At 51.0% G+C, this 14,798-nt stretch carries 17 protein-coding genes; 9 read left to right on the top strand and 8 right to left on the bottom strand.

Features of this window, described 5'->3' with window-relative positions; genetic code table 11:
- Nucleotides 1-104: 104 nt before the first annotated feature.
- Nucleotides 105-689, bottom strand: a complete 585-nt coding sequence (gene pth / locus A31E_RS13670; RefSeq protein WP_000152932.1) for an aminoacyl-tRNA hydrolase — start codon at nt 687-689, stop codon at nt 105-107.
- A gap of 277 nt (nt 690-966) precedes the next feature.
- Here pth and ychH point away from each other — a divergent pair, with 277 nt between their 5' ends.
- The gene (gene ychH, locus A31E_RS13675) at nt 967-1,245 is read left to right on the top strand and encodes a stress-induced protein YchH (protein ID WP_000823885.1); all 279 of its coding nucleotides are present in this window, start codon (nt 967-969) and stop codon (nt 1,243-1,245) included.
- Nucleotides 1,246-1,304: 59 nt separating this feature from the next.
- Here ychH and dauA read toward each other — a convergent pair whose 3' ends face one another.
- From dauA to lolB, 4 genes are all read right to left on the bottom strand, one after another.
- Nucleotides 1,305-2,984 (bottom strand): C4-dicarboxylic acid transporter DauA, encoded by a 1,680-nt coding sequence (gene dauA / locus A31E_RS13680; RefSeq protein WP_001033338.1) that lies wholly within the window; start codon nt 2,982-2,984, stop codon nt 1,305-1,307.
- Nucleotides 2,985-3,108: 124 nt separating this feature from the next.
- The gene (prs, locus tag A31E_RS13685) at nt 3,109-4,056 is read right to left on the bottom strand and encodes a ribose-phosphate diphosphokinase (protein ID WP_001516529.1); all 948 of its coding nucleotides are present in this window, start codon (nt 4,054-4,056) and stop codon (nt 3,109-3,111) included.
- A 150-nt stretch (nt 4,057-4,206) separates the two neighbouring features.
- On the bottom strand, nt 4,207-5,058 hold the full coding sequence (gene ispE / locus A31E_RS13690; RefSeq protein WP_001516528.1) for a 4-(cytidine 5'-diphospho)-2-C-methyl-D-erythritol kinase: 852 nt from the start codon (nt 5,056-5,058) through the stop codon (nt 4,207-4,209).
- Nucleotides 5,058-5,681, bottom strand: coding sequence for a lipoprotein insertase outer membrane protein LolB (gene lolB / locus A31E_RS13695; RefSeq protein WP_016248769.1), 624 nt, complete (start codon nt 5,679-5,681; stop codon nt 5,058-5,060). The genes ispE and lolB overlap by 1 nt, the downstream gene beginning before the upstream one ends.
- A gap of 213 nt (nt 5,682-5,894) precedes the next feature.
- Between lolB and hemA the strand changes: the two genes are divergently transcribed.
- The 6 genes from hemA to kdsA are packed head-to-tail and all read left to right on the top strand — an operon-like array spanning nt 5,895 to nt 11,200.
- Nucleotides 5,895-7,151 carry a glutamyl-tRNA reductase gene (gene hemA, locus A31E_RS13700; RefSeq protein WP_001516527.1) on the top strand — a complete coding sequence of 419 codons (1,257 nt, stop codon included), beginning with the start codon at nt 5,895-5,897 and terminating at the stop codon, nt 7,149-7,151.
- A gap of 41 nt (nt 7,152-7,192) precedes the next feature.
- Nucleotides 7,193-8,275: a peptide chain release factor 1 gene (gene prfA / locus A31E_RS13705; RefSeq protein ID WP_000804714.1), complete on the top strand. Its 1,083-nt coding sequence runs from the start codon at nt 7,193-7,195 to the stop codon at nt 8,273-8,275.
- Nucleotides 8,275-9,108 carry a peptide chain release factor N(5)-glutamine methyltransferase gene (gene prmC, locus A31E_RS13710; RefSeq protein ID WP_000456440.1) on the top strand — a complete coding sequence of 278 codons (834 nt, stop codon included), beginning with the start codon at nt 8,275-8,277 and terminating at the stop codon, nt 9,106-9,108. The genes prfA and prmC overlap by 1 nt, the downstream gene beginning before the upstream one ends.
- Nucleotides 9,105-9,497, top strand: coding sequence for an invasion regulator SirB2 (sirB2, locus tag A31E_RS13715; RefSeq protein ID WP_000200357.1), 393 nt, complete (start codon nt 9,105-9,107; stop codon nt 9,495-9,497). Before prmC ends, sirB2 begins: the two co-directional genes overlap by 4 nt.
- A 3-nt stretch (nt 9,498-9,500) precedes the next feature.
- Nucleotides 9,501-10,310 carry an invasion regulator SirB1 gene (gene sirB1 / locus A31E_RS13720; protein ID WP_016248768.1) on the top strand — a complete coding sequence of 270 codons (810 nt, stop codon included), beginning with the start codon at nt 9,501-9,503 and terminating at the stop codon, nt 10,308-10,310.
- A gap of 35 nt (nt 10,311-10,345) precedes the next feature.
- Nucleotides 10,346-11,200, top strand: coding sequence for a 3-deoxy-8-phosphooctulonate synthase (kdsA, locus tag A31E_RS13725; RefSeq protein WP_000811071.1), 855 nt, complete (start codon nt 10,346-10,348; stop codon nt 11,198-11,200).
- A 179-nt stretch (nt 11,201-11,379) separates the two neighbouring features.
- Here the strand turns inward: kdsA and A31E_RS0122650 are convergent, their stop codons facing one another.
- Both A31E_RS0122650 and chaA read right to left on the bottom strand, forming a co-directional pair.
- A complete protein-coding gene (locus A31E_RS0122650; RefSeq protein WP_000170963.1) occupies nt 11,380-11,487 on the bottom strand; it encodes a type I toxin-antitoxin system toxin Ldr family protein in 108 nt (35 codons plus the stop codon).
- A 416-nt stretch (nt 11,488-11,903) separates the two neighbouring features.
- On the bottom strand, nt 11,904-13,004 hold the full coding sequence (gene chaA, locus A31E_RS13730) for a sodium-potassium/proton antiporter ChaA (protein ID WP_001516524.1): 1,101 nt from the start codon (nt 13,002-13,004) through the stop codon (nt 11,904-11,906).
- Nucleotides 13,005-13,272: 268 nt separating this feature from the next.
- Here chaA and chaB point away from each other — a divergent pair, with 268 nt between their 5' ends.
- Both chaB and chaC read left to right on the top strand, forming a co-directional pair.
- Entirely contained in the window at nt 13,273-13,503 is a 231-nt protein-coding gene (gene chaB, locus A31E_RS13735; protein ID WP_001146437.1) for a putative cation transport regulator ChaB, read from the top strand.
- Nucleotides 13,504-13,660: 157 nt separating this feature from the next.
- Nucleotides 13,661-14,356 (top strand): glutathione-specific gamma-glutamylcyclotransferase, encoded by a 696-nt coding sequence (gene chaC / locus A31E_RS13740; protein WP_016248767.1) that lies wholly within the window; start codon nt 13,661-13,663, stop codon nt 14,354-14,356.
- Nucleotides 14,357-14,399: 43 nt separating this feature from the next.
- Here the strand turns inward: chaC and ychN are convergent, their stop codons facing one another.
- Nucleotides 14,400-14,753, bottom strand: coding sequence for a DsrE/F sulfur relay family protein YchN (gene ychN / locus A31E_RS13745; RefSeq protein ID WP_001169672.1), 354 nt, complete (start codon nt 14,751-14,753; stop codon nt 14,400-14,402).
- Between the last annotated feature and the right edge of the window lie 45 nt (nt 14,754-14,798).

The following is a 14,798-nucleotide window of genomic DNA, read 5'->3' as shown; positions in this document are numbered from 1 at the left end:
CTTAATATCTTAATAATCAACCTGTTATCGTAAACAGATTGTAGAAATGGAAATAACTTTGCCTATTATACACGGCACTCGGCAAAAATGCCGCAGACAACGACTTATTGCGCTTTAAAGGCGTGCAATCGGTTCGTTGCTTTGGTCAGGCCATCTGTAAACCACATTTCAGTACAACGTGCCGCTTCGTCGATGGCGTCATCAATTAACTTCTGTTCACTAACAGGTGGTTTGCCTAACACAAAGCCGACAACTTTGTTTTTATCGCCCGGATGACCAATTCCGATGCGTAAACGGTGAAAGTTAGGGTTATTACCTAATTTACTGATGATGTCTTTCAGTCCATTGTGACCACCGTGGCCACCGCCCAATTTAAATTTGGCGACGCCAGGAGGCAGATCCAGTTCGTCGTGGGCGACCAGAATTTCATCCGGGTTAATGCGGAAAAAACTGGCCATCGCTGCGACTGCTTTGCCGCTGAGATTCATAAATGTAGTCGGGACTAACAGGCGGACATCTTCTCCTCCGAGAGTCACTCGTGAGGTATAACCGAAGAATTTAGCTTCTTCCCGTAGAGGGGCGCGTAAACGCTCCGCCAGTAAGTCAACGAACCAGGCACCAGCATTATGTCGCGTTGCTGCATATTCAGCGCCGGGGTTCGCCAGGCCGACAATCAATTTAATCGTCACGTTTTTTTGTCCTGAGTGAGTACATAACTGGCGCGTAGTTTACTGGTTGCGGCCCCGCTTGACAAAAAACAGCGCCTTATATGCTGACAACACAATAATTGCCTCTACAGACTATTAGAAAGTCAGGGTGTTCAGATGGTTATTTGTAAAGTTTTGTTGAAATAAAGGGGGTAATTGTGATCACACCCGCACATAAGCCACAGGGTGTTGTCTATACTTTACACATAAGGATGAGGGGTATTCCCTGTTACAACCCAGAAAGTTCCGGAGGTGACATATGAAACGCAAAAACGCTTCGTTACTCGGTAACGTGCTCATGGGGTTGGGTCTGGTGGTGATGGTGGTTGGCGTGGGGTATTCAATCCTCAACCAGTTACCACAGTTTAATATGCCCCAGTATTTCGCACATGGTGCAGTGCTGAGTATTTTCGTCGGTGCCATTCTCTGGCTGGCGGGTGCCCGTGTTGGTGGGCATGAACAGGTGTGCGACCGTTACTGGTGGGTTCGCCACTATGACAAACGTTGCCGCCGTAGCGATAATCGTCGTCATAGCTAATGTATAATGCAGTTTACTGACCAGTCAGTTTGCGCTGACTGGTCAATTTAATGCCTTTCTTACAGATCAGCCATCGCTGCGCTGCGATTCGGGAAGAACGCCAGGCGTCCCGGAATCGGTTGAATACCGGATCGAGCCATTGTGCGCAGAGGCTGAAATTCCACGTTACACACGCGCAGTTCACACCCTTCAGGCAGTCGCTTCACAAAACGCTGGAACGCATCAAGACCACCGGCATCAAGCACCGGAACGGCATCCCACTTCAGAATAACAATTCGTTTTCCTTCCAGACGTGATTCCAGTTCAGTGAACAGACCTTCAGCCGCAGCGAAAAACAGCGGGCCGATAACACGCAAAACCAGTACATCGTCAGGCACGTCTACTGCTACCGGAGCCAGGCGAGTCATACGGGCGATACGGCGCATAAATAGCAGCGATGCAAGCACGATCCCTACGCTGATGGCAATAACCATATCAAACAGCACGGTCAGTGACATGCACAGCAGCATGACGATGATGTCATCCTTCGGCGCATGACGCAGCAAATCGACTACTTTATGCGCTTCACTCATGTTCCACGCCACCATCAGCAGCAGGGCAGCCATGGCGGAAAGCGGCAGCCAGGAAAGCAGCGGTGCCAGTACCAGCAGGGCAAGAATAACCAGAATAGAGTGAATTACCGCCGAGATGGGGGAAGTCGCCCCGGCACGGACGTTAGCGGCAGAACGCGCGATCGCGGCTGTAGCGGTAATACCGCCAAAGAATGGGGCAATGATATTCCCCAGCCCCTGGCCGACCAGCTCACTATTCGCTTTGTGTTTCGTCCCGGTCATACCATCCAGTACCACAGCGCAGAGCAGAGATTCAATCGCCCCGAGCATTGCCATTGAGAATGCTGCAGGCAGAAGAGTGCGAATGGAGTCCCAGCTTAGCGTGAATTCTGAATTGGGCAGATCCCACGGTAGCACCAACTGCGGCAGCAGTTGCGGGATACCGTTACCCTGGGAGCCATCGGCCAGAACGTAGTGGAATTGCGAGCCGATGGTAGCAACATGCCCGCCGAGCAGGTTAACAATTCCCATCACCGCACAACCGGCCAGCAATGCTGGAAGGTGACCAGGTAAACGGATGCCCAGGCGCGGCCAGAAAATCAGGATCCCAAGCGTAACAATACCAATTGCGGCATCACCCACGTTAATCGTCGGCAGCGCCATAAATAATGCGCCAACTTTTTGCAGATAATGTTCCGGGACATGAGCCATTTGCAGACCGAGAAAATCTTTAATCTGCATCGTACCGATGGTGATCCCGATACCTGAGGTGAAGCCTAAGGTAACGGAAACCGGAATATACTCAATCAGGCGGCCAAAGCGTGCCAGCCCCATCAGGATCAAAAAGATCCCAGACAACAATGTCGCAACCAGCAGGCCTGCCAGTCCAAACTGTTGCGAAACAGGATAGAGAATTACCACAAATGCCGCAGTCGGACCGGAGACGCTAAAGCGCGACCCACCCGTCAGAGCAATGACAATCCCTGCAACAGCAGCGGTGTATAAACCGTACTGTGGAGCTACGCCACTGCCAATTGCTAACGCCATCGCCAGCGGAATAGCAATAATCCCGACGGTAATCCCGGCAATCAGGTCACGGGTAAACCGTGCGGCAGTGTATTTTTCTTTCCAGCAAGCGTCGATCAGAGCGCGGAAAGGCATCACATGTGAGGAGAATATTTTGTTCACAATAATGTTTCATCCGTGAGCGCATCATCTGTCAACTAAATGGCAGGTGAAGGAGGCATAGGTCATACAAATGGATATTACAGACAAAAAAACCCGCCGCAGCGGGTCTTTGAGCCGGGTTCGATTAATGTTCGAACATAGCAGAGATCGATTCTTCGTTGCTGATACGACGAATCGCTTCGGCCAGCATACCTGACAGGGTCAGAGTACGCACGTTCGGCAGTAATTTGATTTCATCGCTCAGCGGAATAGTATCGCAGACAACGACTTCATCAATTACAGAGTTACGCAGGTTGTTCGCCGCGTTGCCAGAGAAGATCGGGTGAGTCGCATACGCAAATACACGTTTAGCACCACGTTCTTTCAGCGCTTCAGCAGCTTTACACAGCGTACCGCCAGTGTCGATCATGTCATCGACCAGTACGCAGTCACGACCTGCAACGTCACCGATGATATGCATCACCTGGGAAACGTTCGCACGCGGACGACGTTTATCGATGATTGCCATATCGGTATCGTTCAACAGCTTAGCGATAGCGCGGGCACGCACAACGCCGCCGATGTCCGGAGAAACCACAATCGGGTTATCCAGATTCAGCTGCAGCATGTCTTCCAGCAGGATCGGGCTACCAAATACGTTATCAACCGGAACGTCGAAGAAACCCTGAATCTGTTCAGCGTGCAGATCCACTGTCAGCACACGGTCAACACCGACGCTGGAGAGGAAGTCTGCAACCACTTTCGCAGTGATTGGTACACGAGCGGAACGGACGCGACGGTCCTGGCGCGCATAGCCAAAGTAGGGGATAACAGCGGTGATACGACCTGCGGAAGCACGACGCAGGGCATCAACCATAACGACTAATTCCATCAGGTTGTCGTTAGTAGGGGCACAAGTGGACTGGATGATGAAAATATCACCACCGCGTACATTTTCGTTGATTTGTACGCTGACTTCGCCGTCGCTAAAGCGACCTACAGCGGCGTCGCCGAGTGAAGTGTACAGGCGGTTGGCAATACGTTGTGCTAGTTCCGGGGTGGCGTTACCAGCAAAAAGCTTCATATCAGGCACGAGAAGAACCTCAGGCATGCGTCCATTGGTGGAAAGAATCTGCCGAAAACTGTGCGGGCCAGGCAATATTCTTTCCAGGCGGTGTATTAAAGAGCGCGATGCAACGTCTGGAACAAGGTGACGTTGTCACCGAAACTCAGCTTGCCCGGCTTAAAGCATGGCTCTGTGCAATGGGGAAAGGTTGACGCCTTTCGCCACAAAGCCATTGAGCCATTCCGGGGCTTGCTCTAGCACCTGGCGGGCTTCAGACTCTGTATCAAATTCAGCAAAGACACAGGCCCCTGTCCCAGTCAGGCGCGACGGGGCGTATTCTAACAGCCAGGAAAGCACCGCATCAACCTCGCGAAAACGTTTTCTTGCGATAACCTCGCAATCATTGCTAAATTCACATTTTAGCAACGTTTCTATTGACCTTTTCGGCGTGTTGCGCGGGAGTTCGGGATCTTTAAAAATTACCGGTGTCGGAATACTCACACCAGGGTGCGCTACCAGATACCATTTTTCTGGCGGATCCACCGGTGTTAATATTTCGCCAACGCCTTCGGCAAAAGCAGCATGACCACGCACAAAGACAGGCACATCAGCGCCCAGCGTCAGCCCCATTTTCGCCAGCTCCTCGATGCTGAGTCCACATTGCCAGAGATGATTTAACGCCACCAGAACAGTCGCGGCATTGGATGAACCGCCGCCCAGACCACCGCCCATCGGCAAACGCTTGTCAATACTGATATCTGCACCGCTTCCCGCCGGAAGACGCCCGCTGGCGGCTGCTGTTTTCATCAGCAAGCGTGCCGCGCGAACAATCAGGTTATCTTCGTTTTCCACGCCTTCAACGGGCGTTAACAGGCGAATTTCCCCATCGTCACGAAGTTCAATGTTGATGGTGTCGCCGTAATCAAGAAACTGAAACAGCGTTTGCAACGTGTGGTAGCCGTCCGCACGCTGACCGGTAATGTATAAAAACAGATTAAGTTTTGCCGGAGAAGGCCACTGAGTCCGCATTATTTCACTATCCAGTTATCCATTTTTAACTTGATGCGCTGACCACCGTCGGTGAGCTCCATATTGGCAGGCATCGCTGGTTGCGTTTTAGTGTCATAACCACCGTATACCACTTTCCAGTTTTTGCCGTTCTGGCTGTAGGTGATTTCACTCAGGCGATATTGATCGTCCAGTTTGTAGTCGGTCGCGTCTCCCGGCAAACCTAAAATCCACTGACGCAGACTATTGAGCGGTATTGGCATTCCGGTCAATTTGCCTATCATCTCTTCGGCATCATCAGCGGTGTAGCGCTGGCCTTTGTTATCCACTAACTGCACGTTACCTGGTTGCGCATTCAGCTCCAGCTCGGTGCTGCCCAATGGGTTAGTCAGCAGCAGACGGTAACGATCCTGACCGGTTTGCTGCCAGAAAAAGCGGGCGTAGACTTTCTGTTGATCGGAAATATAAGCAAACGCACCGCGAGTCTGATACTGATTAAGATTACGAACGTCTTGCTGATGCTGACGCCACTGTGGCGAATCCGGGCTTTTGCCTGGACCTTTGGGCGTGGTAACGGAACAGGCAGTGAGCACGAGGGCTGCCAGCGGTAGCAGGTGGATAAGACGAAAATCGGGCAGGGGCATAATGATGACAAGTCCTTGAGATACGTTGCAGTTATAACCCTTAATGCTAGCGTTACCGTCCGCTATCGTCTATGTTCAAGTTGTCTTAATTGCCAGAATCTAACGGGTTTCGGCAATTACTCCAAAAGGGGGCGCTCTCTTTTATTGATCCCGCGCATCCTGTATGATGCGAGCAGACTAACCATATCAACGTTGGTATTATTTCCCGCAGACATGACCCTTTTAGCACTCGGTATCAACCATAAAACGGCACCTGTATCGCTGCGAGAACGTGTATCGTTTTCGCCGGATAAGCTCGATCAGGCGCTGGACAGCCTGCTCGCGCAGCCGATGGTGCAGGGCGGCGTGGTGCTGTCGACGTGTAACCGCACAGAACTTTATCTTAGCGTTGAAGAACAGGATAACCTGCAAGAGGCGCTTATTCGCTGGTTGTGCGATTACCATAATCTTAATGAAGAAGATCTGCGTAATAGCCTCTACTGGCATCAGGATAACGATGCGGTTAGCCACTTAATGCGTGTCGCCAGTGGTCTGGATTCACTGGTTCTGGGCGAGCCGCAAATTCTCGGCCAGGTGAAAAAAGCGTTTGCCGATTCGCAAAAAGGCCATATGAAGGCGAGCGAACTGGAGCGCATGTTCCAGAAATCTTTTTCTGTAGCGAAACGCGTTCGTACCGAAACAGATATTGGTGCCAGTGCCGTGTCTGTCGCTTTTGCGGCTTGTACACTGGCGCGACAGATCTTTGAATCACTCTCTACGGTGACGGTATTACTGGTGGGGGCGGGCGAAACTATTGAGCTGGTGGCACGTCATCTGCGCGAACATAAAGTGCAGAAGATGATTATCGCCAACCGTACTCGCGAACGAGCACAAATTTTGGCAGATGAAGTTGGCGCGGAAGTGATTGCATTGAGCGACATCGATGAACGTCTGCGTGAAGCCGATATCATCATTAGTTCTACCGCCAGCCCATTGCCGATCATCGGTAAAGGCATGGTGGAGCGTGCATTAAAAAGCCGTCGCAATCAACCGATGCTGCTGGTGGATATTGCCGTTCCGCGCGATGTCGAGCCGGAAGTCGGCAAACTGGCGAACGCCTACCTTTACAGCGTTGATGATCTGCAAAGCATCATTTCGCACAATCTGGCACAGCGTAAAGCTGCCGCCGTGGAGGCGGAAACCATCGTCGCTCAGGAAGCCAGCGAATTTATGGCGTGGCTGCGTGCACAAAGCGCCAGTGAAACCATTCGCGATTATCGCAGTCAGGCAGAGCAGGTTCGCGATGAGTTAACCGCCAAAGCGTTAGCGGCTCTTGAACAAGGCGGCGACGCGCAAGCCATTATGCAGGATCTGGCATGGAAACTGACTAACCGCCTGATCCATGCGCCAACGAAATCACTCCAACAGGCCGCCCGTGACGGGGATAACGAACGCCTGAATATTCTGCGCGACAGCCTCGGGCTGGAGTAGCAGTACATCATTTTCTTTTTTTACAGGGTGCATTTACGCCTATGAAGCCTTCTATCGTTGCCAAACTGGAAGCCCTGCATGAACGCCATGAAGAAGTTCAGGCATTGCTGGGTGATGCGCAAACCATCGCTGACCAGGATCGTTTTCGCGCATTATCTCGTGAATATGCGCAGTTAAGTGATGTTTCGCGCTGTTTCACCGACTGGCAACAAGTGCAGGAAGATATCGAAACCGCACAGATGATGCTCGACGATCCAGAAATGCGTGAGATGGCGCAGGATGAACTGCGCGAAGCGAAAGAGAAAAGCGAGCAACTGGAACAACAACTTCAGGTTCTTTTGCTGCCAAAAGATCCTGATGACGAACGCAACGCCTTCCTCGAAGTGCGCGCCGGAACCGGCGGCGATGAAGCCGCGTTGTTTGCTGGCGATCTGTTCCGCATGTACAGCCGCTACGCGGAAACCCGTCGCTGGCGTGTGGAAATCATGAGCGCCAGTGAGGGTGAACATGGTGGTTATAAAGAGATCATTGCTAAAATCAGCGGCGATGGTGTGTATGGTCGGTTGAAATTTGAATCCGGTGGTCATCGCGTGCAGCGAGTCCCTGCCACGGAATCGCAGGGGCGGATCCATACTTCTGCTTGTACCGTTGCTGTAATGCCGGAACTGCCAGAAGCGGAACTGCCAGATATCAACCCGGCGGATTTGCGCATTGATACTTTCCGCTCTTCAGGAGCGGGAGGTCAGCACGTTAACACCACCGATTCGGCAATCCGTATTACCCACTTGCCGACCGGCATCGTTGTTGAATGTCAGGATGAACGTTCACAGCATAAAAACAAAGCGAAGGCGCTTTCAGTGCTCGGTGCTCGCATCCATGCGGCGGAAATGGCAAAACGCCAGCAGGCGGAAGCCTCGACACGCCGTAACCTGCTGGGGAGTGGCGATCGCAGCGACCGTAACCGTACCTATAACTTCCCACAGGGGCGCGTCACCGATCACCGTATCAACCTGACGCTCTACCGTCTGGATGAAGTGATGGAAGGTAAGCTGGATATGCTGATTGAACCGATTATTCAGGAACATCAGGCTGACCAACTTGCGGCGTTGTCCGAGCAAGAATAATGGAATATCAACACTGGTTGCGCGAAGCAATAAACCAACTTCAGGCGAGTGAAAGCCCGCGACGCGATGCTGAAATTTTGTTGGAACATGTTACCGGCAAGGGACGCACTTACATTCTCGCCTTTGGTGAAACGCACCTGACTGACGAGCAACGAGAGCAACTCGACGCGCTGCTGGCGCGTCGTCGCGCCGGTGAACCCGTTGCTCATTTAACCGGTGTGCGTGAATTCTGGTCGTTGCCGTTGTTTGTTTCGCCAGCGACTTTGATTCCTCGTCCGGACACCGAATGTCTGGTAGAACAGGCGCTGACACGCTTGCCTGAACGGCCTTGTCGCATTCTCGATCTTGGTACTGGCACCGGGGCGATAGCCCTGGCATTGGCCAGTGAACGCCCGGATTGTGATGTTACGGCGGTTGACCGAATGCCTGATGCAGTTGCCCTTGCAAAGCGCAATGCACAGCATCTGGCGATTAAAAATATCCATATCCTGCAAAGCGACTGGTTTAGTGCACTTGACGAGCAGCAGTTTGCGATGATTGTTAGCAATCCACCGTATATCGACGAGCAGGATCCACATCTTCAACAAGGCGATGTCCGCTTTGAGCCGTTGTCGGCGCTGGTTGCGGCAGACAGCGGTATGGCTGATATCGTTCACATCATCGAACAGTCGCGTAATGCACTTGCATCCGGCGGATTTCTGCTTCTGGAACATGGCTGGCAGCAGGGTGAAGTGGTGCGGCAGGCATTTATGCAGGCGGGTTATCGTGATGTCGAAACCTGTCGTGACTACGGTGATAACGAGCGCGTGACGCTTGGTCGCTATTATCGATGACAAGTTTCAACACGCTGCTTTGCGTTCATCTCATCAGTATCGTGCTTTCTGTCGGCTTTTTAGCCCTGCGTTTTTGGTTACGCTACCAGGAGCATTCACTGGCATTTGCTCGCTGGACGCGAGTATTGCCGCCAGTTATTGATACAGTGTTATTGTTCAGCGGCGTTGCGCTGATGGCTAAAGCGCACATCCTGCCATTTTCCGGGCAGGCACAATGGCTGACTGAAAAGCTGTTTGGAGTTATCATTTATATCGTTTTGGGTTTTATTGCTCTCGATTACCGTCGGGTGCACAGTCAGCAGGTGCGCATTATTACCTTCCCGCTGGCGCTGGTGGTGCTGTACATCATCATTAAACTCGCCACCACAAAAGTACCGTTACTGGGGTAAGTCATGAGATCGTTAGCTGATTTCGAATTTAATAAAGCGCCGCTGTGCGAAGGCATGATCCTGGCTTGCGAAGTAATCCGCCGCGATTTTCCCTCGCAAGATGTATACGACGAACTGGAGCGTCTCGTTAGTCTGGCGAAGGAAGAAATTAACCAGCTTCTACCTTTAGAAGAGCAGTTGGAAAAATTGATCGCGCTGTTTTACGGCGAATGGGGGTTTAAAGCCTCACGCGGTGTTTATCGCCTCTCCGATGCTTTATGGCTTGACCATGTGTTGAAGAACAGGCAGGGCAGTGCGGTATCGTTAGGTGCCATTTTGTTGTGGGTCGCTAATCGTCTCGATTTGCCGCTACTGCCGGTGATTTTCCCGACGCAGCTTATTTTGCGCATTGAATGTTCGGATGGCGAAATTTGGCTGATTAACCCTTTTAACGGCGAATCGTTAAGCGAACATATGCTGGATATATGGTTAAAGGGAAATATCAGCCCATCTGCGGAACTGTTTTATGAAGACCTGGATGAAGCAGATAACATTGAGGTTATCCGCAAGCTGTTGGATACGCTGAAAGCATCACTGATGGAAGAAAACCAGATGGAACTTGCATTACGCACCAGCGAAGCCTTATTACAGTTCAACCCGGAAGATCCGTATGAAATTCGCGATCGCGGGTTGATTTATGCGCAACTGGATTGCGAACACGTTGCGTTGAATGATTTAAGTTATTTCGTTGAACAGTGTCCGGAAGACCCGATCAGCGAAATGATCCGTGCGCAAATTAATAACATCGCGCATAAACATATTGTGCTGCATTAATTAATCGACATTTTACTTAAGATTAAGGCGATCCTATGAAACAAAAAGTGGTTAGCATTGGCGACATCAACGTAGCAAATGACCTGCCGTTCGTGCTGTTTGGCGGTATGAACGTGCTGGAATCCCGCGATCTGGCGATGCGCATTTGCGAGCACTACGTAACCGTAACCCAGAAATTGGGTATCCCTTACGTGTTCAAAGCCTCTTTTGACAAAGCCAACCGCTCCTCCATCCACTCTTATCGTGGGCCGGGCCTGGAAGAAGGGATGAAAATCTTCCAGGAGCTGAAGCAAACTTTTGGCGTAAAAATTATCACCGACGTTCACGAGCCAAGCCAGGCACAGCCTGTTGCTGATGTTGTGGATGTGATTCAGCTACCGGCGTTTCTTGCTCGCCAGACCGATCTGGTGGAAGCCATGGCGAAAACTGGTGCGGTAATTAACGTCAAGAAACCACAGTTTGTCAGCCCAGGCCAGATGGGTAACATCGTTGATAAATTCAAAGAAGGCGGCAACGAAAAAGTTATTCTTTGCGATCGTGGCGCTAACTTCGGTTATGACAACCTGGTTGTCGATATGCTGGGCTTCAGCGTAATGAAGAAAGTGTCTGGCAACTCGCCGGTAATTTTCGACGTTACCCACGCACTGCAATGCCGCGATCCGTTTGGTGCAGCTTCCGGTGGTCGTCGTGCCCAGGTGGCCGAACTGGCACGTGCCGGTATGGCAGTAGGTCTGGCTGGTTTGTTTATTGAAGCGCATCCGGATCCGGAACATGCGAAATGCGATGGTCCATCCGCGCTGCCGCTGGCGAAACTGGAACCATTCCTCAAGCAGATGAAAGCAATTGATGAGCTGGTTAAAGGTTTCGAAGAACTCGATACCAGCAAGTAATCTTTTTGCTTAAAAACAAAAGCCTTAGCGTTTTGGCTGCACCCCAAAAGTTGGACACCCAACTGATTAAGGTGCAGTTTTTTATGGCCAAAGGATACAAAAAAGGCCGCAGGTTGTTACTCCTGCGGCCGGTTTCGGGCGCATATTGCCATCACGGCAGCCTGACACCCGTCTTCACCTTATTTCCGGTTACGCCACCAGCCGACAATCGCTGCGGTGATAATTCCCGCAAGGATCGGTGCTGCCAGGTCGTGCCAGAAAGTCATGGCAAACTGCGCGAGCGTCATATAGCCGCCTTTTTGTTGTAATGACAACGTTTTGCGGCTATTCTTGAAGTGTCTGGTTTCAAGATTAGCCCCCGTTCTGTTGTCAGGTTTGACCTCTCAACGTGCGGGGGTTTTCTCTTTCCAGCAACCAATGCCGCCAGGGATAAAGCCCCCACAACATTGCGCCTCACCGGATAACTCCGGCTTGGCGTGGATACTACACTTCAAATCTTCTTTACTTCACCCCTGAAACGTTCGTAATGAAGAGTGCATTCCGGATTTTCACCAACTGTTGCAGTGATTTCGTGCAAGCGGTGGCACAGGCTCGCAATTCTGATTAATGAATTACTCAGGAAGGTCAAAAGAGATGAAACACGGAGGGATTTTTCTTATCTCCCCCGATCTCTGTCATCAGGGGAGATATCAAGATATCAATGTCAGGCAAATATCGTCATCAAATAGGCGGCAAACAGAGCCAGATGCGCTGCGCCGTTGAGGACGTTAGTACGCCCGGTGGAGAATGAGATATGACACAGTACTAAAGAGGCCACCATCACCACCATCTCCGGTGCACCAAGAGCAAACTGCAATTCGTTGCCCGTCAGAAAGGCGATCAGCGTTACGACAGGTACGGTCAGTGAAATTGTCGCTAATACCGAACCAAAGAACAGATTCATCGCACGCTGGACCTGGTTGTTTAATACGGCTTTTAACGCCCCTAAACCTTCCGGCGAAAGAATCAACAGTGCCACCAGGAAACCGGTAAAGGCCACCGGGGCATTCATGCTGGTGAGGAGCGTTTCCAGTGGGCTGGCGTTCATTTTGGTGACTGCAATCACTGCTATCAGATGGATAATCAACCAGACAGCATGCCACAGACTGCTATGGGCAGACGGTTTGCCGTGGTGCGGATCGTCATCATCGCTGTCATCCTCGTGCTCATAGACAAACAGACTCTGGTGCGTTTTGGTCTGAATCAGCAAAAATACGCCGTACATTGCCGCGGAAATTAATGCCACCAGTAACGCCTGACCGGTTGAGAAATTCGCCGCAGGCAGAGCCATCGGGAATACCAGCACAATAATTGCCAGCGGAAACAGGGCGATCAAATACTGTTTAATACCAAACAGATTCATATATTGGGTGGCAAATTTGCGTCCGCCCAACAGTAATGAAAAACCAACCAGCCCACCGGTAACAATCATAATGATTGAATAGAGCGTATCTCGCATTAACGTCGGCGCGGCATCGCCGGTCGCCATTAAGGCTGAGATCAGACTGACTTCAAGAATAACCACTGAAAGGCTAAGAATAAGAGAACCATAAGGTTCACCCAGGCGATGCGCTAATACGTCAGCATGACGGACAACACTAAAGGCACTGCTTAAAATACCAATAAGCGCAAGAAGGTTGATGGCAATGACCACTGGTAGTGTCTGAGCGCTTCCCCACAGGAACAGCACCACCAGCGCCAGAACCGGGAAAATAAGCGAGGTCTCCTTGTGGCGGGTTTTTACCGCCTCGTGAGCATTTGTCATTATGGTTATCCCTTTGCAGATGAATTTGTCGGAAATGTAATAAATCGGTGGAAAAAATAACAGAAAGTGTCTGGATATCGGTAACATTTTACGAAATTTTACCCCGCTGCCGCTTTTTTACTCTTTGGGGGATAAAAATAATCAACGCGTTTAGCCAATGTTTGTATTAGCGTCTCTTAAGAAGATTCTAACGTAGGAATTCTTATACGCTGGCAAGCGTGGGTATTGTTGACCACACTTAAAGTTCACCTTTAAAAAGGAGTCAATAATGCCGTATAAAACAAAAAGCGATCTGCCAGAAAATGTAAAACACGTTCTACCGTCTCATGCCCAGGATATCTATAAAGAGGCATTCAACAGCGCCTGGGATCAATATAAAGATAAAGAAGATCGGCGTGATGACGCCAGTCGTGAAGAGACAGCGCATAAAGTGGCCTGGTCCGCAGTGAAACATGAATATGCCAAAGGGGATGATGATAAATGGCATAAAAAAGAGTAATCCCCAGAGATGAACTAAAGCTATTCGTGCGGCGTCGCCTTGCAAGTGGTCTGAGAAATGCATATTGTCCCGAGAGTGGTTTCAAAATGAGCAGTAAAAATGTCCGGAAGACACCAATAAGTTGTCGCAAGGAAGTATGCAGTGGCGGAGGTATAAGGTGATAACGCGTGATTTCTTAATGAATGCCGATTGTAAAACGGCATTTGGTGCCATTGAAGAATCACTCTTATGGTCAGCAGAACAACGGGCGGCCTCGCTGGCGGCGACGCTGGCTTGCCGTCCTGATAACGGACCGGTGTGGATCTTCGGCTATGGGTCGCTGATGTGGAATCCGGCGCTGGAGTTTATCGAGTCGTGTACCGGTACGCTGGTTGGGTGGCACCGGGCGTTTTGCCTGCGTCTGACCGCGGGGCGCGGGACAGTGCACCAGCCGGGACGGATGCTTGCCCTGAAAGAGGGCGGTCGCACCACAGGGGTGGCGTATCGCTTACCGGAAGGGTCGCTCGAGCAGGAACTGACTTTGCTGTGGAAGCGGGAGATGATTACTGGCTGTTATCTGCCAACCTGGTGCCAGCTTGATCTTGATGACGGGCGCACAGTAAACGCACTGGTATTTATTATGGATCCACGGCATCCAGAATATGAATCCGACACTCGTGCTCAGGTCATCGCGCCGTTGATTGCGGCAGCGAGCGGTCCGCTGGGAACCAACGCACAATACCTGTTTTCACTGGAACAAGAGCTTATCAAGCTGGGGATGCAGGATGACGGGTTAAATGATTTGCTAGTGTCGGTGAAAAAACTGCTGGCGGATAATTTTCCGGATGGTGTGTTACGGCCAGGATTTGCCTGATGAAACATCTGTCATAGTGGGGCGTCGGACGCCCCGCCAGACATTAAAATGTGAGCACTTTATCGGCTGCCAGCGTCCATTGCGCCAGTTCGACCAGAGTGCCAATTTCAACCCCGTCAATCAGCGGAAGTGGGCTGATGCCGCGACCATCGGTGCAGGTCTTGCACAGTTTCACGGGTACATTTTGCGCCGTGAGGATCTCCAGCATTTGCTGAATATTGTAGCCTTCCCCTGGTTTTTGTCCGCGCAATCCGGCAGTGACCGCATCAGACATCAGAAACAGACGCAGATCCAGGTCGCTCTTCTGCTCTCGTAGCGCAATGGCCAGCCGCAGGCTGTTAAATAAGGATTCACTCCCGTAGGGGGCTCCATTGGCAACGATCACGATTTTTTGCATTATTCACTCCTGTATTCAGAGAATTAGACTTTCTATTTATATCTT

It is taken from the genome of Escherichia sp. KTE159 (assembly GCF_000408805.1).
In the GTDB taxonomy this organism is placed as follows: domain Bacteria; phylum Pseudomonadota; class Gammaproteobacteria; order Enterobacterales; family Enterobacteriaceae; genus Escherichia; species Escherichia marmotae.
This window is presented reverse-complemented; position numbering and strand designations above follow the sequence as displayed.

Excerpts from the sequence above, each read along its gene's own strand:
- ychH (WP_000823885.1), top strand. The coding sequence starts at position 967 with ATGAAACGCAAAAACGCTTCGTTACTCGGTAACGTGCTCATGGGGTTG.
- ispE (WP_001516528.1), bottom strand. The coding sequence starts at position 5,058 with ATGCGGACTCAGTGGCCTTCTCCGGCAAAACTTAATCTGTTTTTATAC.
- lolB (WP_016248769.1), bottom strand. The coding sequence starts at position 5,681 with ATGCCCCTGCCCGATTTTCGTCTTATCCACCTGCTACCGCTGGCAGCC.
- hemA (WP_001516527.1), top strand. The coding sequence starts at position 5,895 with ATGACCCTTTTAGCACTCGGTATCAACCATAAAACGGCACCTGTATCG.
- prfA (WP_000804714.1), top strand. The coding sequence starts at position 7,193 with ATGAAGCCTTCTATCGTTGCCAAACTGGAAGCCCTGCATGAACGCCAT.
- prmC (WP_000456440.1), top strand. The coding sequence starts at position 8,275 with ATGGAATATCAACACTGGTTGCGCGAAGCAATAAACCAACTTCAGGCG.
- sirB2 (WP_000200357.1), top strand. The coding sequence starts at position 9,105 with ATGACAAGTTTCAACACGCTGCTTTGCGTTCATCTCATCAGTATCGTG.
- sirB1 (WP_016248768.1), top strand. The coding sequence starts at position 9,501 with ATGAGATCGTTAGCTGATTTCGAATTTAATAAAGCGCCGCTGTGCGAA.
- kdsA (WP_000811071.1), top strand. The coding sequence starts at position 10,346 with ATGAAACAAAAAGTGGTTAGCATTGGCGACATCAACGTAGCAAATGAC.
- A31E_RS0122650 (WP_000170963.1), bottom strand. The coding sequence starts at position 11,487 with ATGACGCTCGCGCAGTTTGCCATGACTTTCTGGCACGACCTGGCAGCA.
- chaA (WP_001516524.1), bottom strand. The coding sequence starts at position 13,004 with ATGACAAATGCTCACGAGGCGGTAAAAACCCGCCACAAGGAGACCTCG.
- chaB (WP_001146437.1), top strand. The coding sequence starts at position 13,273 with ATGCCGTATAAAACAAAAAGCGATCTGCCAGAAAATGTAAAACACGTT.
- ychN (WP_001169672.1), bottom strand. The coding sequence starts at position 14,753 with ATGCAAAAAATCGTGATCGTTGCCAATGGAGCCCCCTACGGGAGTGAA.